This window comes from Gimesia maris (genome assembly GCF_008298035.1).
GTDB classification, from domain to species: Bacteria; Planctomycetota; Planctomycetia; order Planctomycetales; family Planctomycetaceae; genus Gimesia; species Gimesia maris.
Map to the genome: position 1 here is coordinate 4,311,709 of NZ_CP042910.1, position 20,816 is coordinate 4,332,524.

Sequence of the window (20,816 nt, forward strand, 5' to 3'; positions counted from 1 at the left end):
GAGTCAAATTCGTCTCACTGTATGGGTTTAAATATCTGAGAGCTATCTGAGACGGTGATCTATGTGTAATAACGCTGCAATGAGAAATCGATTCGTCAAACTCACAGTACACTCTCAATTGCTCCGAGTTGAAGATAAGGTGCTTAAGCTGATTCTTCTGAAGCAACTGTTTAAAAGTCTCTATTTTTCCCAGGTTGAATGACAAAGCAGGTGTGCCACAAATAAATGATCAGTGACACACCTTTCATGTATTTCTGAAACAGACTCCAGTAGAATTATTTTGCGACAGGTTTTACATTAATTTTATGTGGCTTCATTGATTCACACTTCGGTAGTGTGATTGTCAGAACACCATTTTCACAATTTGCTTCGACCTGATCTTCTTCTACATCGCAAGGCAACGTGACTGAGCGGGAAAAACTGCCTGTACGACGTTCCATACGATGAAACATCTTTCCCTTTTCCTCATGCTCTTCCTTACGTTCTCCCGTGATTCGCAGGAGATTGCCGGATACTTCCACGTCAATTTCTTCAGGTTGGATTCCGGGAACATCCATTCTGATTTCAATGTGGTTGTTCGTTTCAGACAAATCGAGATTCGCAGTATACCCCTGTGTCAGCCATCCGTTGCCAAAATCGTCTGAAAAACGATTCAACAGGTTATCCATCTCATTCCGGAACGATAAAAACGGCGCCCGCCCCATAAAAGATGACAAATCCTGCGAAAAACGTGACAGCGGCCTGGTCTTTACTTCATTCTTAGTGGATTGTTCTGGTTTCTTTTTTTCTGATGACACTGTAGTTGCCATAACTCATTTTCTCCTTAAAAATAAATTGATTCAGAAAACACAGCTTAATTTTCAGTATTGGTACGGGAAGATCTCGTATCACACTGCATTACAAACAGAACTGATTGCTCTGATCCTGATGCGGATTTTTTCGTATCCGACTTACCAGGTACCACTTCGGAATACCGCTTAGAAGCAGTTGTTCTGAATATGTTTTGACAATAGTTTTTTCAGTCGAGAGATATTCGCTTCTTCCTGAGTCTTGATTTCTTTCCAAAATCGTCTCAGATCCGCATGCCCTTCGGCATTGGCAATATATTGATCACAGCGCCACAAAGCGTCCAATCTCTTACTCAACTCATGAATCATGTCATGATCATGGTCGGCACATCCTTTTGTTTCACCAATATGTTCCATTTGCTGTTCGGCGATCATTGTCATCATGCACTCCTTTTTCAGATTGATTTTTGAAGAAATAAAAACAACCACTTTACACTGAAAATATAAAGTCTCAGTTACTAAAAGAATCAGGGGGGATTGTGATTCATGGATAGGGATTTCCCCTATAAAAGCAGTCGGTTCATTCACCATTTAGAATGGATTTACAACCCCTGGAGGTGAATGTAAGTTAGAAACAGATTGGTTATCTGTTTCAAAACACTGCTCTGCAGGCAGTATGTTGCACACTCATCAATCAGAAAAGGAGAGATAACATGACAGTAGGTCGTATCTGCTCAAGAGAAGTTGATTTAATTGACGCCGATGAATCAGTACAGGTCGCTGCAGATCGGATGAATTCCCGCAATGTCGGGACTCTGATTGTGCTGGATGAGGAATCGCATCCCATTGGTATGATTACGGATCGCGACCTCGCTCTGCGTATTGTCGGAAAGGCACGGGATTCCATTCAAACCCTGGTGTCCGAAGTGATGACCAGATTTCCTGATAACGTCAACGAAGAGACGACCATTGAGCTGGCGCTTTCAAAAATGAGGGCAGGCGGATTTCGCAAACTTCCCGTAGTCGATAATGAGGGAAAACTGGTTGGCGTGCTGACACTGGATGATATTCTGGAACTGCTCAGTACCGAATTCACAGAAATCGGCAGGTTGATAAAAAAGGAGAGCCCGACCAGTCTGGCAGGTTAGACTGTGACCAGCTTTACAATAACGTCTCTAAAGACATCTGGACCGGGTATTTTCGATCGAAAGACTCTATGGTTAACGATGATGCCCTCTCGATCACTTTCTGAGCCAATTCTTAGAGCCGATATTTATTTTTGATTTAATTCAGCCAGTGCAGCCTCCGCTGCCTGGCGATGACCTTTTGACACAGATGGATCTTTCAGGAGTTCACGATAGACGTTGAGCGCCTGATCGATCTGATCTGTCGCAGACAACAGACTTGCCTGTGACAGCATCATCTCGTGGCGCCAGAATCCTTTGAGGTCTCCGGTCTTCACAAGGCTCAAAACCTTGGATGCTTCGCCGTATTTCTGTTGTCGTATCAGAATCCGTATCGCTCCCTGCACGGAACGAAACTGATCTGCCGAACCGATATGCCCTGCGGAAAGATAATTCTGCTGGTATGCATCCAGCGCCAATTTATCATCCTGCAGATTCATTTCCCTGTTGTGGCCCATCATGACCAGAATACTGGACTTGAGACGGGGTTCAGAAGTTAACGCCAGCGCCTGTTGCAAATCCGCTTCTGCTTTCTTCCCGTCTTTTACTCTCAAATAGGCGCGGGCCCGGACAAATGCACCAGCGCCTGCCTGCCAGAAGGGCCACTGCGCCAGGTCTTCATCTCCATATTGATCGATAACGGATTGATAGTTTCGCTGGCTCAACAGATTTTCCATCCGGGCTGTTTTTTGAATTGACTCCACCGGAATCTGATCAGTAAGTTGGCCGGCACGATCAAACGCTTTGAGCGCACGTGCACAATCTGATGCTTTCTCCAGAGCAGTCGACTTCTGGATGGGAGTGATGTTTTTATTTTCGCTCAAAGCCACATAAGCGGCTTCAGCAGCTTGATATTTACGTTTTCTCATCAATTTATTTGCCACCCGTTCCGCAATCAAATAATCGGTTACACTCTCATCTGCCGGAAACTGATGTGATAACCCACGGTAGAAATGTGCAAACTTCATCGGTTCGTGGAAACCAGCTGTACCTGTGGGAGCAAAAGCAGAATATTCAGAACCATTTTCGCGAATCCGCTGGCGACAGATATTAACATACCAAGGCAGACTCCGGGTTGGTTTATGGCCGATCACCTGATGCAGCGGATCGTTTTCATCCGACACGACGGGAATCCGGATCTCAACAGTCCAGTACCCATCGCCAACCTGAGTCGCAACTTCCGCCTGGGAATCCCAGCGGAACCAGTTGTTTTTGTCCGTTCCGCGATCCAGGTCGATCAATGCTCCTGCCGGGTTCACAACGATCTGATAATAACTGTGTGACTCCGTATTCAGCAGTATTTCGACCGCATCACCGTACCAGATCGCCTGATCTCCTTTTTTCGTTGTCGTGCTGACTGGCGATTGTCCCGGGGCTTCTTCACATCGAATCGCAAAATACAGATCTCTCCCAATCCAGCAACTCTTGATCGACGTACCGTAGATGGGCTGCCGGCCTGTCTGTAGCTCGCGTAACCGACCGGTTGATGCAGTGGGCAGCTTCTCCCAGAGCTTATCATCAAGTTTACCGTCGATCTGAATATCGCCGAGTGGATCTCCCACCAGTCTCAGAGTGGGAACCGGTCCCCGTTTCTGAGCCAGTTGCTTACTCTTATTTCGCAGCCCATTCAGATAGAGATCAACCAGACGAATTCGTTGCCCATAGATAGAATCTTCGTCGACCTTTGATTTCGCTGCCTCAAACAACAGCAGAGCATGTTCTGACTGTTCCCTCTTTTTTTCCATTTCGCGCCAGTGGTTTTCACAGTACGAAAAGAATTCGCGCATCGCGGGAGCGGCCGGGCCGTAAAACAGCCGACAGTATTCATCAAACATCTCCACAACGTTCTGATCCTTACCGCCCCAGTACATTCTCGCAGTGAAGTAAATCAGGAAATGGTTATATCCAATCGCATTTTCTCCAAAATCCATGGTCAGCCAGATATCTTCCCCCGACGACGTCCCTTTCGTGGCATTGATACTGTCCCCTAATACTTGCGGGATATAAGCCGGGAGATAGAAACCTCGTCCGGTAAAGGGGTAGTTTTCAAAGATAATCACGGGGCGATCGGTTTTCTTCGCCCAGTCCTGACGCAATTGCATCAGTTCCTCTCGTGATTCGCCCGTTGGTCTGCGTCCGCCGACTATGATGACCTGCAGGTTCGGTTCCAGCTTGTCAATATTAAGAGGCGGTTGTGTATAAGTCCCATACGCACAATTGGATATCCGTTTATCAGGATGCGTTTTCCGAACTTCTTTTGCGACGCGGTTTACAAATTCCCAGACATAGTCTGAGAAGGCACCACGATAACCCCGCTCGGGTGTATCTTTACCTTTACAGAGTTCACACTGACAGATTGCCGTATATCCATCAGGAGGCATGACCGAGACCTCATCCATCTGGAAGTGATCGAACTGGGCACGTACAGATCGCACTGTCTCCTGAAAGAGTTCCTCATTCGAGTAACACAACTGGTTCAGACGTTTGCCTGGCTGAGTGTCTCGTTTATCACCATACAAAGCAAACCAGTTCGGATGGTTTTTCAACGTATACTCATTATGAGTCATATGATCGAGACCATGCGCTGCCTGTCTGCCGTAGGGCTCTCGAAGCCCCAGCCGCATGCCCCACATCGCCGCTTCACGCCCGTAAACAGCGAACCGGAAATTCAATGTCCGCAGGGGGAAATCAGGTTCGACCGTCTGATCAATCTCGGGCAATGCGATCGTTTTGAGCTTTGGAACAATCTCACCTGAGTCTCCGGGCAGATACCATCGCACCCCCAGACTTCGCAGATATCCGCAAACAGCATTAAAAGACCCCCGTTCGTCGAATCCCCAGACATTCACGTTTCCGTCTTTATCGACTTTCTGTTCACGCGGAGTGCCGAACAGACTGGCGGCTCCCGTGTAATGCTTGCGCATTTGAGAATGCGGATACCCCCAGTGCTCACCCGTAATTTCATCCCAGGCAGCCTGCATTTTGCCACTGACAATATCATTATTACTTCGTGGCCAGGGCTCAATGGGAACAAAATCGGTATCATCGCCGATCAGCGCCAGCCAGTTCTTTCCAGAAACTATGCGATAGGCACCATACTTCATATTGTCTGAAGTGATCCCCAGTCTTTTCGTGTGAGTACTGCTGCCTATATAAATTTTAACCGGAACTTCCGCGGTTGGCTCAGCAACGATCTTTAATTCTGCACCCGATATTTTTTTCAGGTAAGTCTGCATCTCCTGGGCCGCCAGACGTGTGGTCCGGGAAGGTTTTTTTGATATCACAATTTCCGCTTGTGGCTGACCATTCTGGATGAGAAATGCATCTGCGGCCAGAAGTGGCATCGGGAAAGACAGCAGAAAAGCGAGCACAGAAAAGAGACCGTTTTTGATCATGGAAATTCCTATCTGTTTTTTGCAGGGAGGTTAAATCATTGCTTTTCATTCTGTAGTTCAGCCTGTTAAAACACAAGTAATTTGTTTCGGATACCAGGCTGGCCCGGAAAGCGTGTATTAAATCATTCTGAATCTGGCAAGCTGGTGCGTGGTTGTTTACAATACTTTTCATTGCATTTAGCAGCCAGCCTTCCCACTTAAGTCAGTAAACCTGCACAGAGTGAAAACCACTCATAAGTATTTCCTGTTTCTGTGAAAGACGCCTCATGACCAGACCTAATTTAAAACACAATTCATTCATCATACTGATTTCCTTATTCTGGTTGACAACTGCGGCATCCGGTTTCGCTGCTGAAAAACAGGCTGTTTTTAAAGCAGGCGCAGCAACCAGTAATATCACTCCTCCGCTGGGGCAACTGATCGTCGGGGGCTGGAAACCAATCCCGGCCACCCAGGTCCATGATGAGTTGCACGCACGAAGCATCGTTCTTGATGATGGTCAAACCCGGTTGGCCATCGTTTTATGCGATAATGTCGGTATCCCGGAATCCGTTTTTGACCTGGCTAAAGATCAGGCACACAAAGCCACCGGAATTCCCAAATCTCACATACTGCTGGCTTCAACGCACACGCATTCTGCTACCACCGCGCGAGGGCCTTCCAAGGTCATTCGAGAGACTGAGTTCACTGAATACCAGAAGTTTCTGGCAAACCGAATTTCCGATAGTATTCGGCGCGCTCTATTTCAACTGGAACCGGCACGGATTGGCTGGGGCAAGGCAGAGGAACCATCGGAACTTCACAATCGCCGCTGGTTTGTGAATGATACGAGCCTTCTGACCAATCCGTTTGGAGGCATCGATCGGGTAAGGATGAATCCCCCGCGGGCTCATAAATCACTGGATCGCCCAGCGGGCCCTACAGACCCGGAAATCAGCTTTATCTCAATTCAAAGTCTGGATCAGCGTCCCATCGCTTTACTCGCCAATTATTCACTGCATTATGTGGGGGGAGTGCGATCGGGAGAAGTTTCAGCCGATTATTTTGGTTACTTTGCCCGGATCATCACTAAAAAGCTGAATGCGGAAAATCAACACCCGCCGTTTGTCGGAATTTTATCCAATGGAACCAGTGGAGATGTCAACAACATCAACTTTACTCAGAAAAACGGACGTCGCTACAAAAAGTATGAAAAAATGCAGGAAGTTGCTGAAAAGGTGGCCAGCCGGGTTCAGGAAGCACATGCCCATATCAAATTTCATGACTGGGTGCCCCTTGCCGCAACCACCGCCAGTTTGCCTCTGAAGCTCAGAAAACCGACTCCCGAAATGCAGGAACATTTTGCCAAAGTGATGTCCGCTCCCAAAGACAAGACACGCACGCGACACTCACGGGAAGAAATTTATGCAGAACGAATTGCCGGCCTGAAAGATGCTCCGGATGAAATTAAGATCCCCCTGCAGGTCATTCGAATTGGTGATCTTGGCATCGCTGCGATTCCGTTCGAAACGTTTACGGAAACAGGTCTGGAACTCAAAGAACGCAGTCCTTTCGCGGAAACATTCACGATCGAACTGGCAAATGGCTCCTTCGGTTATTTACCAACTCCAGAACAACATCGCTGGGGTGGTTATGAAACCTGGTTGGGAACCAATTATGTCGAAAAGGATGCATCCACAAAAATCGTATCAACATTGCTGGACCTTTTTCAATCGCTTAAAGACAGGCAGCTCTCAACACAGGTCAAGTAACTGGTAATTGACAATAAAAAACGGATGATCTGAAACAGCTCAGATCATCCGTATCTATCCTTTGATGCAGTCGATAAAACTCAATCAGTTAGTTTTATCACCATCGCCTTCCGGCTCTGGCAGACGCACAAGCATCCAGGTCTGTGTCTTTTCTGCATTAAAGTGGACCAGAACATCAGTCTGATCTTTCGTCAGATTGTAGATCCCTGTCTCCATCACCAGGTCGGGATTGGAACCGTCTGAGAAACGCCAGGATGCCCTTTGATTCTCCTTCTCAACCATTCCCTCTACGGGGTGAGACACCTGTGTGATATCATTATAGAAGGTGCCGGCAATCACGCCTTCCTTATTGACGGCCAACTGCAAAACCATATTGGTATCTTCGGAATCCGCATTTGTGATAGCATACACTCCCAGAGGCATCCACTCTGTCTGATCTTCTGAAGTATCTGAAGTATCTGAAGTATCTTTCGGAACCGAGTCTGCCAGAGCCACTGCCTGCTGATAATATTCATCTGCAGTCGCGACTGGCTGATCTCCATAATAGACCGAGTTATCCTGGTAGTAAATATTTTCACCATAATCATAGTAGGAAGGGGTGTTCCACCAGCCTGTGAACCAGCCTGTTAAAGCAACCGCAGTCACAGGTCGCCACCAGTAACCTGCAGGATAACGCCCCCAGCCATGCTGGTAGCGCCAGGCAGGGCTGTTCCAGCCGGGACGATTCGACCACCACGAACGGTTGAACGCATTCACGTGTCGTCCATTCCAGTTATTTCTAACATTATTACCAACCCGGACATTATTTTTGTTGATCTGATTGATCGAAATATTATTTTTACCGGGACCTCGATTATTTCCGATATTGATATTATTACGATCTCCACTACCGGGACGATTAACGATATCGGGTCGGTTACCATTTCCAGGTCGATTGCCATTCCCGGGACGGTTAACGATATCCGGTCGATTTCCGTTTCCAGGCCGATTCCCAATCTCCGGTCGATTTCCACTGCCGGGTCGGTTCACAATATTAGAACCATTACCGATCTCAGGACGATTGCCGCTACCGGGACGGTTACCTGAGTTGCCATTACCTGGTAGATGGAGGAAGTCCTGAAGCTGCCCCTGGCTGGGTCGACTTCCAAAATCGGGTCGATTACCACTCCCCGGCCGATTCCCAATATTCGGACGATTACCGCCACTTGGCCTGTTTCCAGCGTTGGGGCGGTTATTGCCACTGGGACGATTGTTGAGATTCGGACGGTTTCCACCAGAGGGTCGGTTATTGAAATTCGGTCGATTTCCCCCACTGGGCCGACTGGTTGGTCTGGATACGGAGGGTCTGCTCATCGAAGGGCTGCGACCACCGCCTCCACCGCCGCTAAAACTACGGCCGCCACCTCCACCACCTCGAGCGCCTCCACCGCCTCCGCGGCCGCCACGGGCGTAAATATCTTCAGATATCAGAGAGAGGGAAAGCATTCCCACAAGTATTGCAATGCAGGGAGTTTTCATATTAGTCTCACCTTTTAAAAACATATAAGATTGATCGCTATGACGCGTACTGTCGCATTCTTTTTCTTTACGGCTGACGCACCACAGTAATTTCTTCGACTCCGGGAAGCAGGACCCCATCGACTTCACGCCCGAGGGAACGGAATTTAAACGTATTATCATCCACCTTAGTTATAATATTGATTCCAGAGGCTTTTTCACCGTTTGCCAGTACCTGCAGTGTGCGTATCGTCCACTGGTTTTCCTTTTGTGTCCACATGCCAACCCCGAAACCACCTTCTGAATCGAATAACCAGGAACGAATCGTCTGTTTATCCGGATCCCAGCCAATGACCTGGGTTCCTTCCATCTCCACTCGATCTTCAATATGGACTTTGAATGAACGCGTGATGAAATTTTTGTTTTTCGTCCAGCGGCAGACGGTTTCTATTGTCGAGTCATCGCTGGTATCAACCCACGTACCAATCATCCACTCCAGGGACTTCAGCTGTTCATAATGTGTTTGAGGTACAATGACTTTCGTTTCTTTGACACTATCCAGCTTCCATCCTGCAGGGGTTTTCACATGCACCGCCGTGTATTCTGTTACATCCGGTTCCTGCTCTGGAGCCACGACGCGGGCAACCCCTTCCTCAATGGCAACACCGGGAGAAATAAACTGAATTCCTACACTATCCAGCTCAATCTTTACATTGGGAGTTGCTTTGAAATACTCAGTAAAGCTTTTTTCCAGGGCATCATGTCCGGTTAAAGTTTCGCCTCCTGGAGTCACAAATTCGCCAGTAGAAGTCCAGTGAGCGGCAACAGCTTTGGCATCCCCTTTGTCAAAGGCGGTTTTGTAAGAATCAATGGCTGCGCGAACCGCAGTCTCGTCTGCAGAGGGAGTGGGAGTATCGGAATCAGTCTCTGCAGCAGAAACTGTCACACCTCCCCAGAACAAACACAGCAACAGTAATTTCATTTGACGCATCATCGTATCTCCATATTCTACAGTTTTCTTATAGAAATCCGCGGGATGATTCCCGGAACTCATTGCCGAACAACTTTAGCGGGTAGCATTCATCTCCAGTGCGAATCTTCTCCTAAATGACACACAAAACGTTACAGTAATCTTTGATTATGTAAAGTCTGAAACATCCCCATACGACTATGGGACAGTCTGAAAGCAGTCGCACCATTCCCCTCACAATGATGTAAATCAGCCTGTAATGGAATGGCTCCGGAAACAGAAGAGAGAACTCAGCATTGAGAGAAGAATTGAAATTGCCCCGATTGTTTCAGTTTCGCATAATTGAAACAGTTTCGCCAGAATTGATTTCCTGCAAAACGCGGGTTTTATCAAAATATCAGAGTTGAAATTCTCTGAATCACATCACTGCTGTTTCATGCATGAGACTGAGTAAAGTGCAGGCTTCAGCGATTGGGACTTCCCTGCTCCGGACGATGACTCAGTTGCGGGTGCTGCCTGCAAATCCAGATCGATTTTCTGATGTTTTTAAATGATTGGAATATTGCGATCCAATTTGATCAGAAACGTGGAGTAATTTTGAGCTGCTCGATTTTACTGAGGCTGTCCTGGACATCCTGATCATCGGGAGACTGTTGCTGCAGGACCAGATAGTTCTCTTCTGCCTGGGATAGCATATTATAGAACAACTGATATTTTGCGAGTTGCTTTCGGATTTCTACCTGGTCTGGATCCAGTGCATGTGCTCGTTCCAGCAGCCTGAGCGCCTTCCCGGGAACTCCCTCTGATTCATATATTGCGGCCAGTTTCAGTATGGAATCTCGAGTTTCAGAATCCAGCTGTTGATTCTGAAACTCTTCTGACCTGCTCTGCCCTTTAAAGAATTTGTTGAAATACTGTTCCTGTTCAATCAGTGTCTGCAAAGTCACTGTCGCTTCATTTTCGGGATCACTGATGTTTTTTAACGCTGCCAGAGCCTGTTCAGGATGACCATTCAGCAAATGCAGGCGTGCCTCTAATACACGAGCAGTATCCCTGTCCTGTTTCGTTGCGTCCTGCGAATCAAGCACTTTCTGCACATATTTCATCGCATGCTCATAACGCGCCAGTCTCCAGTAATTCTCAGCGATCAGAAGCATTTTCGCGGGCCCATTCTCTTCCTCTATTTCATCTGGACCGGCTTTCTGTTTCAACATATTCTGAGCATGGTCATAGCCCCGCTGGATATTGTTTCGATGCAGTTTTGAATTAGGCATTAACGAAGCTCTTTTAAATTCTACCAATGCCGATTCGTACTCCTTCACCCCAACATAGGACCAACCCAGCAGGCAAACAACACGGATATCCTCAATCTGTTTTTTCTGAAGTTCCTGAATCAGTTGGATTGCTTCATCAAATTTCTGCACCGCCTGTAATTGTTCAAGATAACCGATCTGGCAGGAGAGTTGATCGGGGTTTTTCTCATATGCCCGTCGGGCAATTTCCATTGATTCCTCTGCACGCCAGTATTGATGACGGACTGTTCCTTCATAATTTGGCTGCACTTCTATCACCATCACCCCCCGCTGTGAATAAACGGGGGTCAGCCGATAAACCGGATCAGAATCAAGTAAATACCATTTAAATGCGCCGACGTAGTTTCGGCTATAACACACGAGGTATTTCGCTGAGAAAGATTGAATCTGCTGATGAAGCTGTTCTATACTCAACTTCTCCAGATACGCTGCCTGCTGATAGCGATGTGCACTGATAGCTGCATCAGCTCGTCTGGTCATAACCCGGTCGGTCGGTTCTGAATTTTTCTGAATCCAGTTACCGGCTGCCACGAAATTAGAAAAATTGGCCCCGGGGAACTCCGTCTCATAAAACGACTCACCCATTGATATCATTTTCTGATTCGCATAAATCAGCCTCAGATCAGTTCTGATCTGTGTAATTCCCATAATGACACACCCAAAAACCAGAGCCCCAGCCAGTACTCGTTTTCCTTGAACAGCGAACGGTTTTGCACTGGATCCCAATGCCTTCATTCCAGATGGCAGGAATGCCAGGAGAACAGGTATTAGAGGTAATGTAAACCGCAACTGTAACCACGGCCAGACCGCAAGCATCATGAAAGTAAGCAGCAGATAGTAAAAACTGACTGCCCCCCCTCTGTCCCATCTCTTCAACATTCCATACACAGCTAGAGAAATGAGAATCAGACTCGCCAGTAAATACAATAACTGTGAACCCGGAAGTACATAGTTCTCATTCAATACCAGACGTTCGTATTCCGGAAATTCTCCTGGCATTCCGGGGAATAATTTCTGACATAGTCCCACGAAGTGAGCCAATACACGATTGACCATGCTTACCAGCATTCCCAGGACTCCAACCTTTTCGAATTCATTGGCCAACACGGAGGAATAACTTACTGATTGATGGGCACTGTTGCGGATCATCCAGGCCCCTGTTACTGCCAGGGAACAGAATACACTGATTAGACAGGGCCAGCGTTTGCGGTTGGTGACGGACCAGATCCCCAGCGCTACCACCAGACTGATGCCAATGGTCCTGAGTAACGGCAGAAACATCAGCAGGCATGTGAGCAGAAACAGATTTCGCTTTGATATCATCTCAGAATCACGGGCAATCAGGTATAAAATCGCCAGGGTACACGCGATAAATGGTACTTCGGACATCATCAGCGTGGAATACAGCAGTACATACGGATTCGTAGCAAAGATGAACGTAAGCAGAAGTTGAGGCCAATGGATGCGATCTGTCTGTTCGAGAGACGATTCTGCAATCGAGATTTCCAATCGGCACATCAGCCCGTAGAACAAAACGAGCATACAGACAGCGGTAATCAATACGGTTACTTTTGCCATAATCACATCGTAAGGCGCAATTAAAGCAGCGGGAATCAGGAGGAGTGACAGCCCGGGTGGGCGTAACGTAAAGTAAGGCTCTTCCGGGGAGTATATTTGCCGGTATTCAAAATCATTGATCAGTCCCCGGGCCATAATCACGTAGTCAGCACTATCGGGATTATACATTAATGTTTCTGTCAGACGCGCACTGCAAAGTATGGCAAATACAATTACGATTGCCATAATCAGCTTTTGCGAAAGAATCTGTTTTGTAAAGCGCTCCCATTTCATGATTCAACCATTACAGACGGAGATAAGATATAGAAATTCTGATTAGCGATCAGTCGGATCATCAAATCCAGAAATCAATATTTTCAACACTAAATCAGACAAGGGATTATTGATTTTCAGTTTTTGCTGTTTCAACGGATTCGTTGTGCCCCACCTGCGACAGATCATGAATTCGAATCGCATTTCGCAGGACGTCCTTAACTCCCGGACGAGGACGGCATTCAACCAGCAATTGAAATGCAAAAAGTGATGGCCAGATTTTTGCACCAAGATCAGCAATCCAGCCGAGATATTTACCGGTTCGCCCTGCCATCACAGCTGCAAATGGCACTCCTACTCCACGAACCCGTTCAATCTCATAACCACAATCGCTTAACATCTGCAGCAAAGATTTTCGCGTAAACAGTCTTTTATGCGTAATGTCAAGTATTCCCCGTTCTGCATAGTTAAATCGCCCGAGCAATAGATTCATTCGCACAGCAGCAAACGCGATGTTGGGAGTGGAAATGATAAAGACAGGGAATGACGTCTCTAATTCTCTGCTTTCGGACTGCTCAATATCGAACCCGGTATCATACTCAGAGCCGATCTGTGAAAGATCTGGTTCAGCAGCTTCGTTATCAGTATCATCAGATAATCGATCATGAGCCTGATTTCGAATCCCCAGTAAAAATTCTTCCGGATCTGCCAGGTGCTCAATCACGTCCATCAGCAGCACAGTATCGTAATTACAAATTGAAACGGGCAGTTCGTCCTGTTCCAGATTTGCGATATGGAAATCGGACATTGTACCGGGTAGTGGTGTAGCACAATCAATCCCGGTCACCTGCATGCCTGCCTGTTCACAGCGGGCAGCAATATGACCTGGACCACAGCCGATATCCAGAACCTGTTTTGACTGCCTCTCCTCCAAAATCTGTAACGCCAGTGCATGTGAAGAGTAGTCAGCCTGGGTCTTATCGCGATACCGGCCAGGTGACAGATTCCGTAATTTTAAAGAGCACAACATGCCTAGCTGATGCATTTTATACTGCAGCGTTGCGGTAAATACATTCCACGCATACTTGAACCCGGAGACGCGACAGACTTCTTCGCCATAAAATGTTGGAATATTTATTTCCTTGACACTGGCATTCACATGCGCTGCCTGCAGCAGTATCTCTGTGTCAAAGTGAAATTCATTGGTATTGATTTCGAAGGGAACACTGTCCAGAAATTTTGTTGCATAAGCGCGATAACCCGTATGGTATTCACTCAACTCCCAACCAGTCATGCGGTTCTGATAAGTTGTCAGAATCCGGTTGCCCAGAACTTTATAGTAGGGCATCCCACCTTTGCGAGCACTTTGCACTGAATGCATACGCGACCCCAGAATCACATCCGGTTCACTTTCACTCCAGACACGCGCAAACTCTGGTAACAATTCCGGAGAATACTGACCATCCCCATGCAGCAGAATCAAACAACTGTAGCCGTTATCAATGGCCACACGAAAACCTATTTTCTGATTCCCGCCATATCCCTGATTGACTCGATTTTTCAATATGGTCACGTTGTGGATTTCATGTGCTTCCAACCATTCTTTCAACACAATTGGACCGTTATCTGAAGACGCATCATCACTTACCAGAAAATGGAAATCAGATCGATTGAACAGTTCGTAAGGAATTCGCTCAAATAAATCGTACAAATGCTGTTCCGCTTCATAGGCGACAACATATACCAGAAATTTATGTGATGCTTGAATTTGTGACATGGGCTTTCGATTGAACCTGTATCAAGACTCTGAACGTTAATAAAATCCAGCAAATCTGAAAGTTCAGTCTGCTGAATCACGAGTGACCTTGTTTCAAGGTCCCTGAAACTGAACCTGCAAAATCTGATTATCCAGATACTTGACTTGTTTGATTAATTTTCCGGGTGGAAATCGTTTGAATATTTTTGAAACTTCATTCGCTGGAGTTTCAAATCCAATATAGACCACCCAGAGTGGTTTCGTAGAGGCTGCGCCAAATACCTGTTGAAAGCTCGGCCACGCTGCCTTGATGTCGTACATATAAAAATGAAATTTAGGAATTGTGATGATCCGGTATCCCCCCATTTCGTACTCGATATATCCACTTCCCAGAGATTTTCCGTGCATCACCCTTCGACCTACCAGATAGTATTCCAGAACATTTCGTGTGCTGTCATCCATGAGGATCGTCTCACCTTCGGGCACCGTCTCCTCTATTATGGAAATCATCTTACGTGCCATTTGGGGTGTTTGCGTGGTTTTGAGCTTCCAAACGTTCGGATAGGCATAGGTATAAATCCATAAGGAGACGAACAGCACAGCAATAATCGTTCGAAAAGTACCAGGACATTTCAATAACGGCCATGTACCTGCCGCCAGACCCAAGGCCACAAATGGCACAAGCCATATCGAATGCCGTGTGTGTCCGACGGGATAGATGCGTAAATGAAACAGCAGCATTGCTACCAATAATGGCAGGAGAACCAGCATTCCTCGCTCGATCGCGATCCTTTTTGAAAGATTTTCCTGTGCCCCTTTCTTGAACAACATGACAATACCAGTCACTACCAGACCGGTCATAAAAATCCACAATGGACCTGATAGGTATTGAATAAATTCCACAACCCGCATCATCGCCAGATAAGCGGGATTGGTGGTGGTTGGATCAAACGCACTGTCAATCAGCCAGAAGTCCCACAGAGCTGTCTGCGTATCACTTCTCACAAACTGGCGCACATGCCCAAAGTAAAGGGCCAGACAGACTCCAAGTAACGCGAACTGTGAGGTCACCCAGCCTGCAAACATCCGCTTCGTGAATGTACCTGTCGCGATTCGTAATATCCCCATTAAGCCCAGGGCCAGAATCAACCAGGCGGCGCTGTAGTGAGTCAGCATGGCCAGGATCAGACAACAGCAGTTCCCTGCCAGCGCACGCAATGAACCTGTTTGATAAAATCGCTCCTGTAAATACAGGGCTGCAAAAATAAAAGTAAGTAACAGCGTGTATCCACGCATTAATGCACCAAGATGGATCATGGGCATTGAAAAAGCCAGAAAGGCAAGTCCTGCTAATGCTGGTCGCTCTCCCAGAATTTCTCGCATCCACAGAAACCCCAGGAACAACGCAGAAAGACTGAATAACAGCGACGGCAACCTGAGTATCATTTCCGAATCGCCTAAAGCAATCCAGTAATGATAGAAGAGAAATATCAGTGGAGGGTGAGTATGAACCCGACTGGCAACCCATGCATCATACAGTGTTACTTCCCGGGCTGCCTGAAAATGCATCGACTCGTCAAAGTCAAGAAAAAATGCATCCAACAGCATCAATCGGAAAACGAGACCTGTGATTATAATTCCAGTCACCAGAAACCAGACCGTCCACGAAGATTTGACATTTCTTTCACTGGAATTCGGCTGCTGTTCCGTAACAGACTTGCTCGCATCGGTAGCGGTCATACTTTCATCAACAACGATGTCCATTTCCTTACATGACCCTCTTACAAGCAATTAATTCGACACTTCTGAATGCAGTTAAAATTCAGTCTGACTTCTACCTCAGACCTGGCTTAAGATCTGGATACATGCCTGATACCGAGTGATACGATAGCTTCTGATCAGACCTTGAAACCCAGACCTGTCCCGGCCCACATTCCTGAATCTTCTCGTTTGGATAAGAGGCTATGTGGCATTGATTTTTGGCACTGTTTCGCTTCCCAGTTCTTTCGGTAAAGCTGTTAGGAAGTACGATCTCGCACCGATCAGTTCCGAGACAACAAAGGCAGATCTCGCATTCACTAGATTCTGCCACACCAACCCACTTTGTGTAAAGCATTTATTATACCCACTACTGCATTTCAGGGTATATTAAGGCTATGTTATTACTCAAAAACGGTTTAACGCGAAGTCAAATCAGTACCAGATAGAAAATACCTGACAGCGACGTGAAAAATCTCAAACTGACGCACTGACCAGCTCACGTGGACCATATCGTTTGATTATCAAATAACTTAAGCACAATTCAGCGATTGTTTTTAATATTTACCGCCGCGAATCGCTATCGCGTTCTTAATCCAGATCAATCCAGTGAGCGAGTCGCCAATAATCGGCTGACTCTGTCTTTATCGATCAAATAGTGACTTTGTCGAACGCGTGTTACGGATCTGGACCTGGTTGACCTGTTTTTCAGTCACGACAAGACTTTGCACGAAGCTGCTCGATTCTTCACACTGCTGATCATCATGACGATCTTTGGACAGGCGCCACAGAACTCTGATGCGTTAGATAAAACAGAAATAGCAGCACCATAGAACGCTGCCAGTTACACTTCGCGTTAAGACATGCTAAGAGCGGTCACCAGTAGCATAAGAGACTTCTTTTTATACCCGCGGATTCTCTCTCTGGTACCATTCTTGCTGCTTTAGAGCAGTTCAGAGAGATTATCCTGCCCCCTGATACAGCGACCCGCTCAGGTTCGTAAGGCCATCATTACAGATGTTAACAAACGGATACACTTTGTATGAACTCGTTAATCCCGTTCAATAGACCGTTTATTGCAGGGAAAGAACTCCATTATATTGCGCAAGCCGTCACCCTCGGCAATATCTCCGGTGATGGCGAGTTTGCACGACGGTGCACAAGCATCATGGAAGAGCGTTTCGGGATCAAGAAAATACTGCTTACCCCTTCCTGTACAGCGGCTCTGGAACTGTCCGCCATGCTGCTGGATATTCAACCGGGTGATGAAGTCATAATGCCGTCTTATACGTTTGTGTCGACAGCGAATGCATTTGTCAGAGTCGGTGCCGTCCCCGTGTTTGTAGACATCAGACCAGACACGCTGAATCTGGATGCACGTCTGGTAGAATTGGCCATTACCGAAAAAACTAAAGCCATTGTCCCCGTCCATTACGCAGGTGTCAGTTGTGAGATGGACCTGATCTTAACACTTGCAGAAAAATATGATCTCAAAGTCATTGAAGATGCCGCCCAGGGCGTCAACGCCCAATATAATCAGAAATACCTGGGTTCACTGGGACAGTTAGGGTGTTTTAGTTTTCATGAAACGAAAAACTTCATTTGTGGGGAAGGCGGCGCTCTCTGTCTGAATTCGGAAGAACTGATTGACCGGGCACACATCATCAGAGACAAAGGCACCAATCGGCAGGCCTTCTTCCAGGGACAGGTCGATAAATATACCTGGTGTGATATTGGTTCTTCATTCGTCCTCAGCGAGCTCAACTGTGCCTTTCTTTATGCGCAACTCGAAATGTTTGACGAAATCAATCAGCGTCGTAAAGAGATTTTTGATTACTATCAGCATAGTCTTCTGCCTCTGGAGAAAAATCAGCAACTCCGTCTCCCCTGTGTTCCCGAAGACTGTCTCAGCAATCATCACATGTTCTACATCCTGCTCCCGAACAAAACTCTGCGTGATGGCCTGTTGAATCACCTGAAGCAACTACAGATTCACGCCGTCTTTCACTTTGTTCCTCTGCACAGTTCCCCCATGGGAAAAACCTGGGGTTACCAGCACGGCGATCTGCCAGTCACAGAGCAGGCGGCAGACTGCCTCTTACGCCTTCCCTTTTTCTATGAGATCACCACCGAAGAGCAACAGCGAGTTGTTGATGAAATTCATAAATTTCTGCAATTATCATTGCAAAAGGTCAACTCTGAAAAACAGGTATTTCAGGTAGCTGATATTCGAAATGTCGAATAAGTGCTTCAATTTAGAGATTTTCTTATTAGTCCATAAATCATGAAAAAGATTGCAATCCTTCAATCAAATTATATTCCATGGAAAGGATACTTTGATTTAATTAATTCAGTAGATGAGTTCGTTCTATTTGATGACATGCAGTTTACTAAAAGAGACTGGCGGAATCGGAATAAAATCAAATCGCCAACGGGACTACTCTGGCTCACAATCCCTGTGAAAGTCAAAGGAAATTACTATCAAAAGATTTCTGAAACAGAAACCAGAGACAATGCCTGGCGAGAACAACACTGGAAAACGATAACCCACAATTACTCTCGAAGTAGATTCTTCAACGAATTTAAAGACCTGTTTCAGAACCTCTATCTCGGTCAGTCAGAGACCAGTCTAAGTATGATAAACTATCATTTCCTGATTGAAATCTGTCGCCTCTTGGGAATTTCGACTCAAATATCCTGGTCGAAAGAATATAAAAGTGTCTCCGGAAAAACGGAAAGATTGGTCGAGATATGCAAACAGGCTGGAGCCACAGAATATCTTTCTGGCCCTGCTGCAGAAGACTATATTATTCGAAACTTATTCGAGAGAGAAAACATCCAGGTCAAATATTTCAGCTACACGGATTACCCTGAATATACTCAGCTTTACCCTCCCTTTGAACATGGAGTCAGTATTCTCGACTTAATATTTAATGAAGGTAAGGACGCATATAAATTCATGAAAAGTTTCAGACAATGATGCAACTATCTATTGTTACAACACTCTATAATTCCTCCCCGTATCTCATCGAATTTTATGAGAGAATTTCGATACAGGCGCAAGAACTGACGAATGACTATGAAATAATCTTTGTTAACGACGGCTCACCTGACGATTCGCTGGAGCGTGCTCTCAATCTTTTTCAACATGACCAACATGTCAGAGTCATCGATCTTTCACGAAATTTCGGACATCATAAATCAATGATGACCGGTTTGATGCATGCCAGAGGGGAACTGGTATTTTTAATCGATTCAGATTTAGAAGAAGAACCGGAATTACTCGGTGAATTTCATAAACAGTTTCATGAATCAGATGTTGATGTGGTATATGGAGTCCAAAAATCAAGAAAAGGGAACTTTATAGAACAGATCTCTGGGAATTTGTTCTACCGATTTTTCAATTTAATCTCGAGTTACCCTGTCCCGCTGAACCTGATTACTGCCAGGTTGATGAGCCAACGATACGTTAAAGCACTCATCGAACATAAAGACAGAGAAATATTTCTGGCAGGTCTCTGGGCAATCACAGGATTTTCACAACAGCCCATTGTGGTCACGAAGCACTTCAAAGGAAATTCCAGCTATAATATTTTCAGCAAGATTTCAATTCTGGTGAATTCCATCACATCCTTCAGTAACACCCCCTTAATCTTTGTTTTCTATCTGGGAATATTGATTTCATCCCTGGCAGGTATCGCTGCTGTGATATTAGTCATCCGCAGAGCATTTTTTAACGAGCTTCTGGCGGGATGGCCCTCACTGATCGTTTCAATCTGGTTTTTAGGAGGCTTAACAATTTTTTGTCTCGGAATCATTGGTATCTATCTGGCAAAGATTTTCTCTGAAACAAAGCAACGGCCTTACACGATCATTAAAGACATCTATGAATCAGCAATTATCAGCGATGAGGTCAATGATAATCCATGAATTTCAAAAATATCACTGCATCCGTGGAGCAATATTACAGCCAGAAAATAAAAACACATGGTATCTCTCCCCAGGGAGTCGACTGGAATTCGCAGGAATCACAATTTCTACGATTTGACCAGTTGCTCAAAATCTGTAACCACCATTCGCAATTTAGTATAAACGATTTTGGTTGTGGTTATGGAGCCCTTGCTGAGTACCTGATTAATCAGAACTATTCTTTTCAGTATTACGGTTATGACATATCAGATCTTATGCTGAACCAGGCCAGAAATAAATTTGGCATAGTTAACAACCATATCAGTTTTACTGATCAGATCTCAAAGGTGCCTGAATCAGATTATACGGTTGCCAGTGGCATATTCAACGTAAAGCAGGATACCAGTACGAGTGACTGGGAATCATATCTACTTGCGACTTTAGAGGATATTTCGAACCTCAGTCGCCTTGGGTTTGCATTCAACATTCTTACAAAGTATTCGGATGAGGAAAAGATGCGTCCGGATTTGTATTACGGAGATCCGTGCTTTCTGTTTGATTACTGTAAAACCAATTTTTCCAGAAATGTAGCGATTTTGCATGACTACGATTTATATGAATTCACGGTCATAGTAAGAACATAATAATTCATTTTCGAGAATCAA

The 20,816-nt window shown here is 45.9% G+C and carries 14 protein-coding genes; 6 read left to right on the forward strand and 8 right to left on the reverse strand.

The features are described from left to right. Nucleotides 1-275 precede the first annotated feature (275 nt). Together GmarT_RS15795 and GmarT_RS29750 are read right to left on the reverse strand one after the other, a co-directional pair. On the reverse strand, nt 276-809 hold the full coding sequence (locus GmarT_RS15795) for an Hsp20/alpha crystallin family protein (protein ID WP_002643511.1): 534 nt from the start codon (nt 807-809) through the stop codon (nt 276-278). A 168-nt stretch (nt 810-977) separates the two neighbouring features. Continuing rightward, the gene (locus GmarT_RS29750) at nt 978-1,379 is read right to left on the reverse strand and encodes a hypothetical protein (protein WP_002643509.1); all 402 of its coding nucleotides are present in this window, start codon (nt 1,377-1,379) and stop codon (nt 978-980) included. A gap of 122 nt (nt 1,380-1,501) precedes the next feature. On the opposite strand from GmarT_RS29750, the gene GmarT_RS15805 reads away from it, so the two are divergent. Then, nucleotides 1,502-1,936 carry a CBS domain-containing protein gene (locus tag GmarT_RS15805; protein ID WP_002643508.1) on the forward strand — a complete coding sequence of 145 codons (435 nt, stop codon included), beginning with the start codon at nt 1,502-1,504 and terminating at the stop codon, nt 1,934-1,936. 125 nt (nt 1,937-2,061) lie between these two features. Here the strand turns inward: GmarT_RS15805 and GmarT_RS15810 are convergent, their stop codons facing one another. After that, complete coding sequence (locus tag GmarT_RS15810) at nt 2,062-5,367, reverse strand: DUF4838 domain-containing protein (protein WP_002643507.1); 3,306 nt, start codon at nt 5,365-5,367, stop codon at nt 2,062-2,064. 266 nt (nt 5,368-5,633) lie between these two features. Between GmarT_RS15810 and GmarT_RS15815 the strand changes: the two genes are divergently transcribed. Further along, nucleotides 5,634-7,118 carry a neutral/alkaline non-lysosomal ceramidase N-terminal domain-containing protein gene (locus GmarT_RS15815; protein WP_002643506.1) on the forward strand — a complete coding sequence of 495 codons (1,485 nt, stop codon included), beginning with the start codon at nt 5,634-5,636 and terminating at the stop codon, nt 7,116-7,118. A gap of 84 nt (nt 7,119-7,202) precedes the next feature. Here GmarT_RS15815 and GmarT_RS15820 read toward each other — a convergent pair whose 3' ends face one another. The 5 genes from GmarT_RS15820 to GmarT_RS15840 all read right to left on the reverse strand — a co-directional run bounded on the left by GmarT_RS15820 (nt 7,203) and on the right by GmarT_RS15840 (nt 16,248). Then, a complete protein-coding gene (locus tag GmarT_RS15820) occupies nt 7,203-8,636 on the reverse strand; it encodes a hypothetical protein (protein ID WP_187782295.1) in 1,434 nt (477 codons plus the stop codon). Between the two features lie 67 nt (nt 8,637-8,703). After that, on the reverse strand, nt 8,704-9,609 hold the full coding sequence (locus GmarT_RS15825; protein ID WP_157158881.1) for a YybH family protein: 906 nt from the start codon (nt 9,607-9,609) through the stop codon (nt 8,704-8,706). A 554-nt stretch (nt 9,610-10,163) separates the two neighbouring features. Then, complete coding sequence (locus tag GmarT_RS15830) at nt 10,164-12,644, reverse strand: tetratricopeptide repeat protein (protein WP_044235884.1); 2,481 nt, start codon at nt 12,642-12,644, stop codon at nt 10,164-10,166. 211 nt (nt 12,645-12,855) lie between these two features. Continuing rightward, a complete protein-coding gene (locus GmarT_RS15835) occupies nt 12,856-14,505 on the reverse strand; it encodes a glycosyltransferase (protein WP_149302959.1) in 1,650 nt (549 codons plus the stop codon). 93 nt (nt 14,506-14,598) lie between these two features. Continuing rightward, nucleotides 14,599-16,248, reverse strand: coding sequence for a glycosyltransferase family 39 protein (locus GmarT_RS15840; RefSeq protein ID WP_002648048.1), 1,650 nt, complete (start codon nt 16,246-16,248; stop codon nt 14,599-14,601). A gap of 1,036 nt (nt 16,249-17,284) precedes the next feature. Between GmarT_RS15840 and rffA the strand changes: the two genes are divergently transcribed. The 4 genes from rffA to GmarT_RS15860 are packed head-to-tail and all read left to right on the forward strand — an operon-like array spanning nt 17,285 to nt 20,795. Continuing rightward, nucleotides 17,285-18,487 (forward strand): dTDP-4-amino-4,6-dideoxygalactose transaminase, encoded by a 1,203-nt coding sequence (gene rffA / locus GmarT_RS15845; protein WP_002648047.1) that lies wholly within the window; start codon nt 17,285-17,287, stop codon nt 18,485-18,487. A 39-nt stretch (nt 18,488-18,526) separates the two neighbouring features. Further along, entirely contained in the window at nt 18,527-19,222 is a 696-nt protein-coding gene (locus tag GmarT_RS15850; protein WP_002648046.1) for a WbqC family protein, read from the forward strand. Beyond that, a complete protein-coding gene (locus GmarT_RS15855) occupies nt 19,222-20,172 on the forward strand; it encodes a glycosyltransferase family 2 protein (RefSeq protein ID WP_044239325.1) in 951 nt (316 codons plus the stop codon). The genes GmarT_RS15850 and GmarT_RS15855 overlap by 1 nt, the downstream gene beginning before the upstream one ends. Then, nucleotides 20,169-20,795, forward strand: coding sequence for a class I SAM-dependent methyltransferase (locus GmarT_RS15860; protein ID WP_002648044.1), 627 nt, complete (start codon nt 20,169-20,171; stop codon nt 20,793-20,795). Before GmarT_RS15855 ends, GmarT_RS15860 begins: the two co-directional genes overlap by 4 nt. The last annotated feature ends 21 nt before the right edge of the window (nt 20,796-20,816 follow it).

Excerpts from the sequence above, each read along its gene's own strand:
- GmarT_RS15820 (WP_187782295.1), bottom strand. The coding sequence starts at position 8,636 with ATGAAAACTCCCTGCATTGCAATACTTGTGGGAATGCTTTCCCTCTCT.
- GmarT_RS15810 (WP_002643507.1), bottom strand. The coding sequence starts at position 5,367 with ATGATCAAAAACGGTCTCTTTTCTGTGCTCGCTTTTCTGCTGTCTTTC.
- GmarT_RS15850 (WP_002648046.1), top strand. The coding sequence starts at position 18,527 with ATGAAAAAGATTGCAATCCTTCAATCAAATTATATTCCATGGAAAGGA.
- GmarT_RS15840 (WP_002648048.1), bottom strand. The coding sequence starts at position 16,248 with ATGGACATCGTTGTTGATGAAAGTATGACCGCTACCGATGCGAGCAAG.
- GmarT_RS15860 (WP_002648044.1), top strand. The coding sequence starts at position 20,169 with ATGAATTTCAAAAATATCACTGCATCCGTGGAGCAATATTACAGCCAG.
- GmarT_RS29750 (WP_002643509.1), bottom strand. The coding sequence starts at position 1,379 with ATGGTGAATGAACCGACTGCTTTTATAGGGGAAATCCCTATCCATGAA.
- GmarT_RS15795 (WP_002643511.1), bottom strand. The coding sequence starts at position 809 with ATGGCAACTACAGTGTCATCAGAAAAAAAGAAACCAGAACAATCCACT.
- GmarT_RS15805 (WP_002643508.1), top strand. The coding sequence starts at position 1,502 with ATGACAGTAGGTCGTATCTGCTCAAGAGAAGTTGATTTAATTGACGCC.
- GmarT_RS15835 (WP_149302959.1), bottom strand. The coding sequence starts at position 14,505 with ATGTCACAAATTCAAGCATCACATAAATTTCTGGTATATGTTGTCGCC.
- GmarT_RS15855 (WP_044239325.1), top strand. The coding sequence starts at position 19,222 with ATGCAACTATCTATTGTTACAACACTCTATAATTCCTCCCCGTATCTC.
- rffA (WP_002648047.1), top strand. The coding sequence starts at position 17,285 with ATGAACTCGTTAATCCCGTTCAATAGACCGTTTATTGCAGGGAAAGAA.
- GmarT_RS15825 (WP_157158881.1), bottom strand. The coding sequence starts at position 9,609 with ATGATGCGTCAAATGAAATTACTGTTGCTGTGTTTGTTCTGGGGAGGT.
- GmarT_RS15815 (WP_002643506.1), top strand. The coding sequence starts at position 5,634 with ATGACCAGACCTAATTTAAAACACAATTCATTCATCATACTGATTTCC.
- GmarT_RS15830 (WP_044235884.1), bottom strand. The coding sequence starts at position 12,644 with ATGTATAATCCCGATAGTGCTGACTACGTGATTATGGCCCGGGGACTG.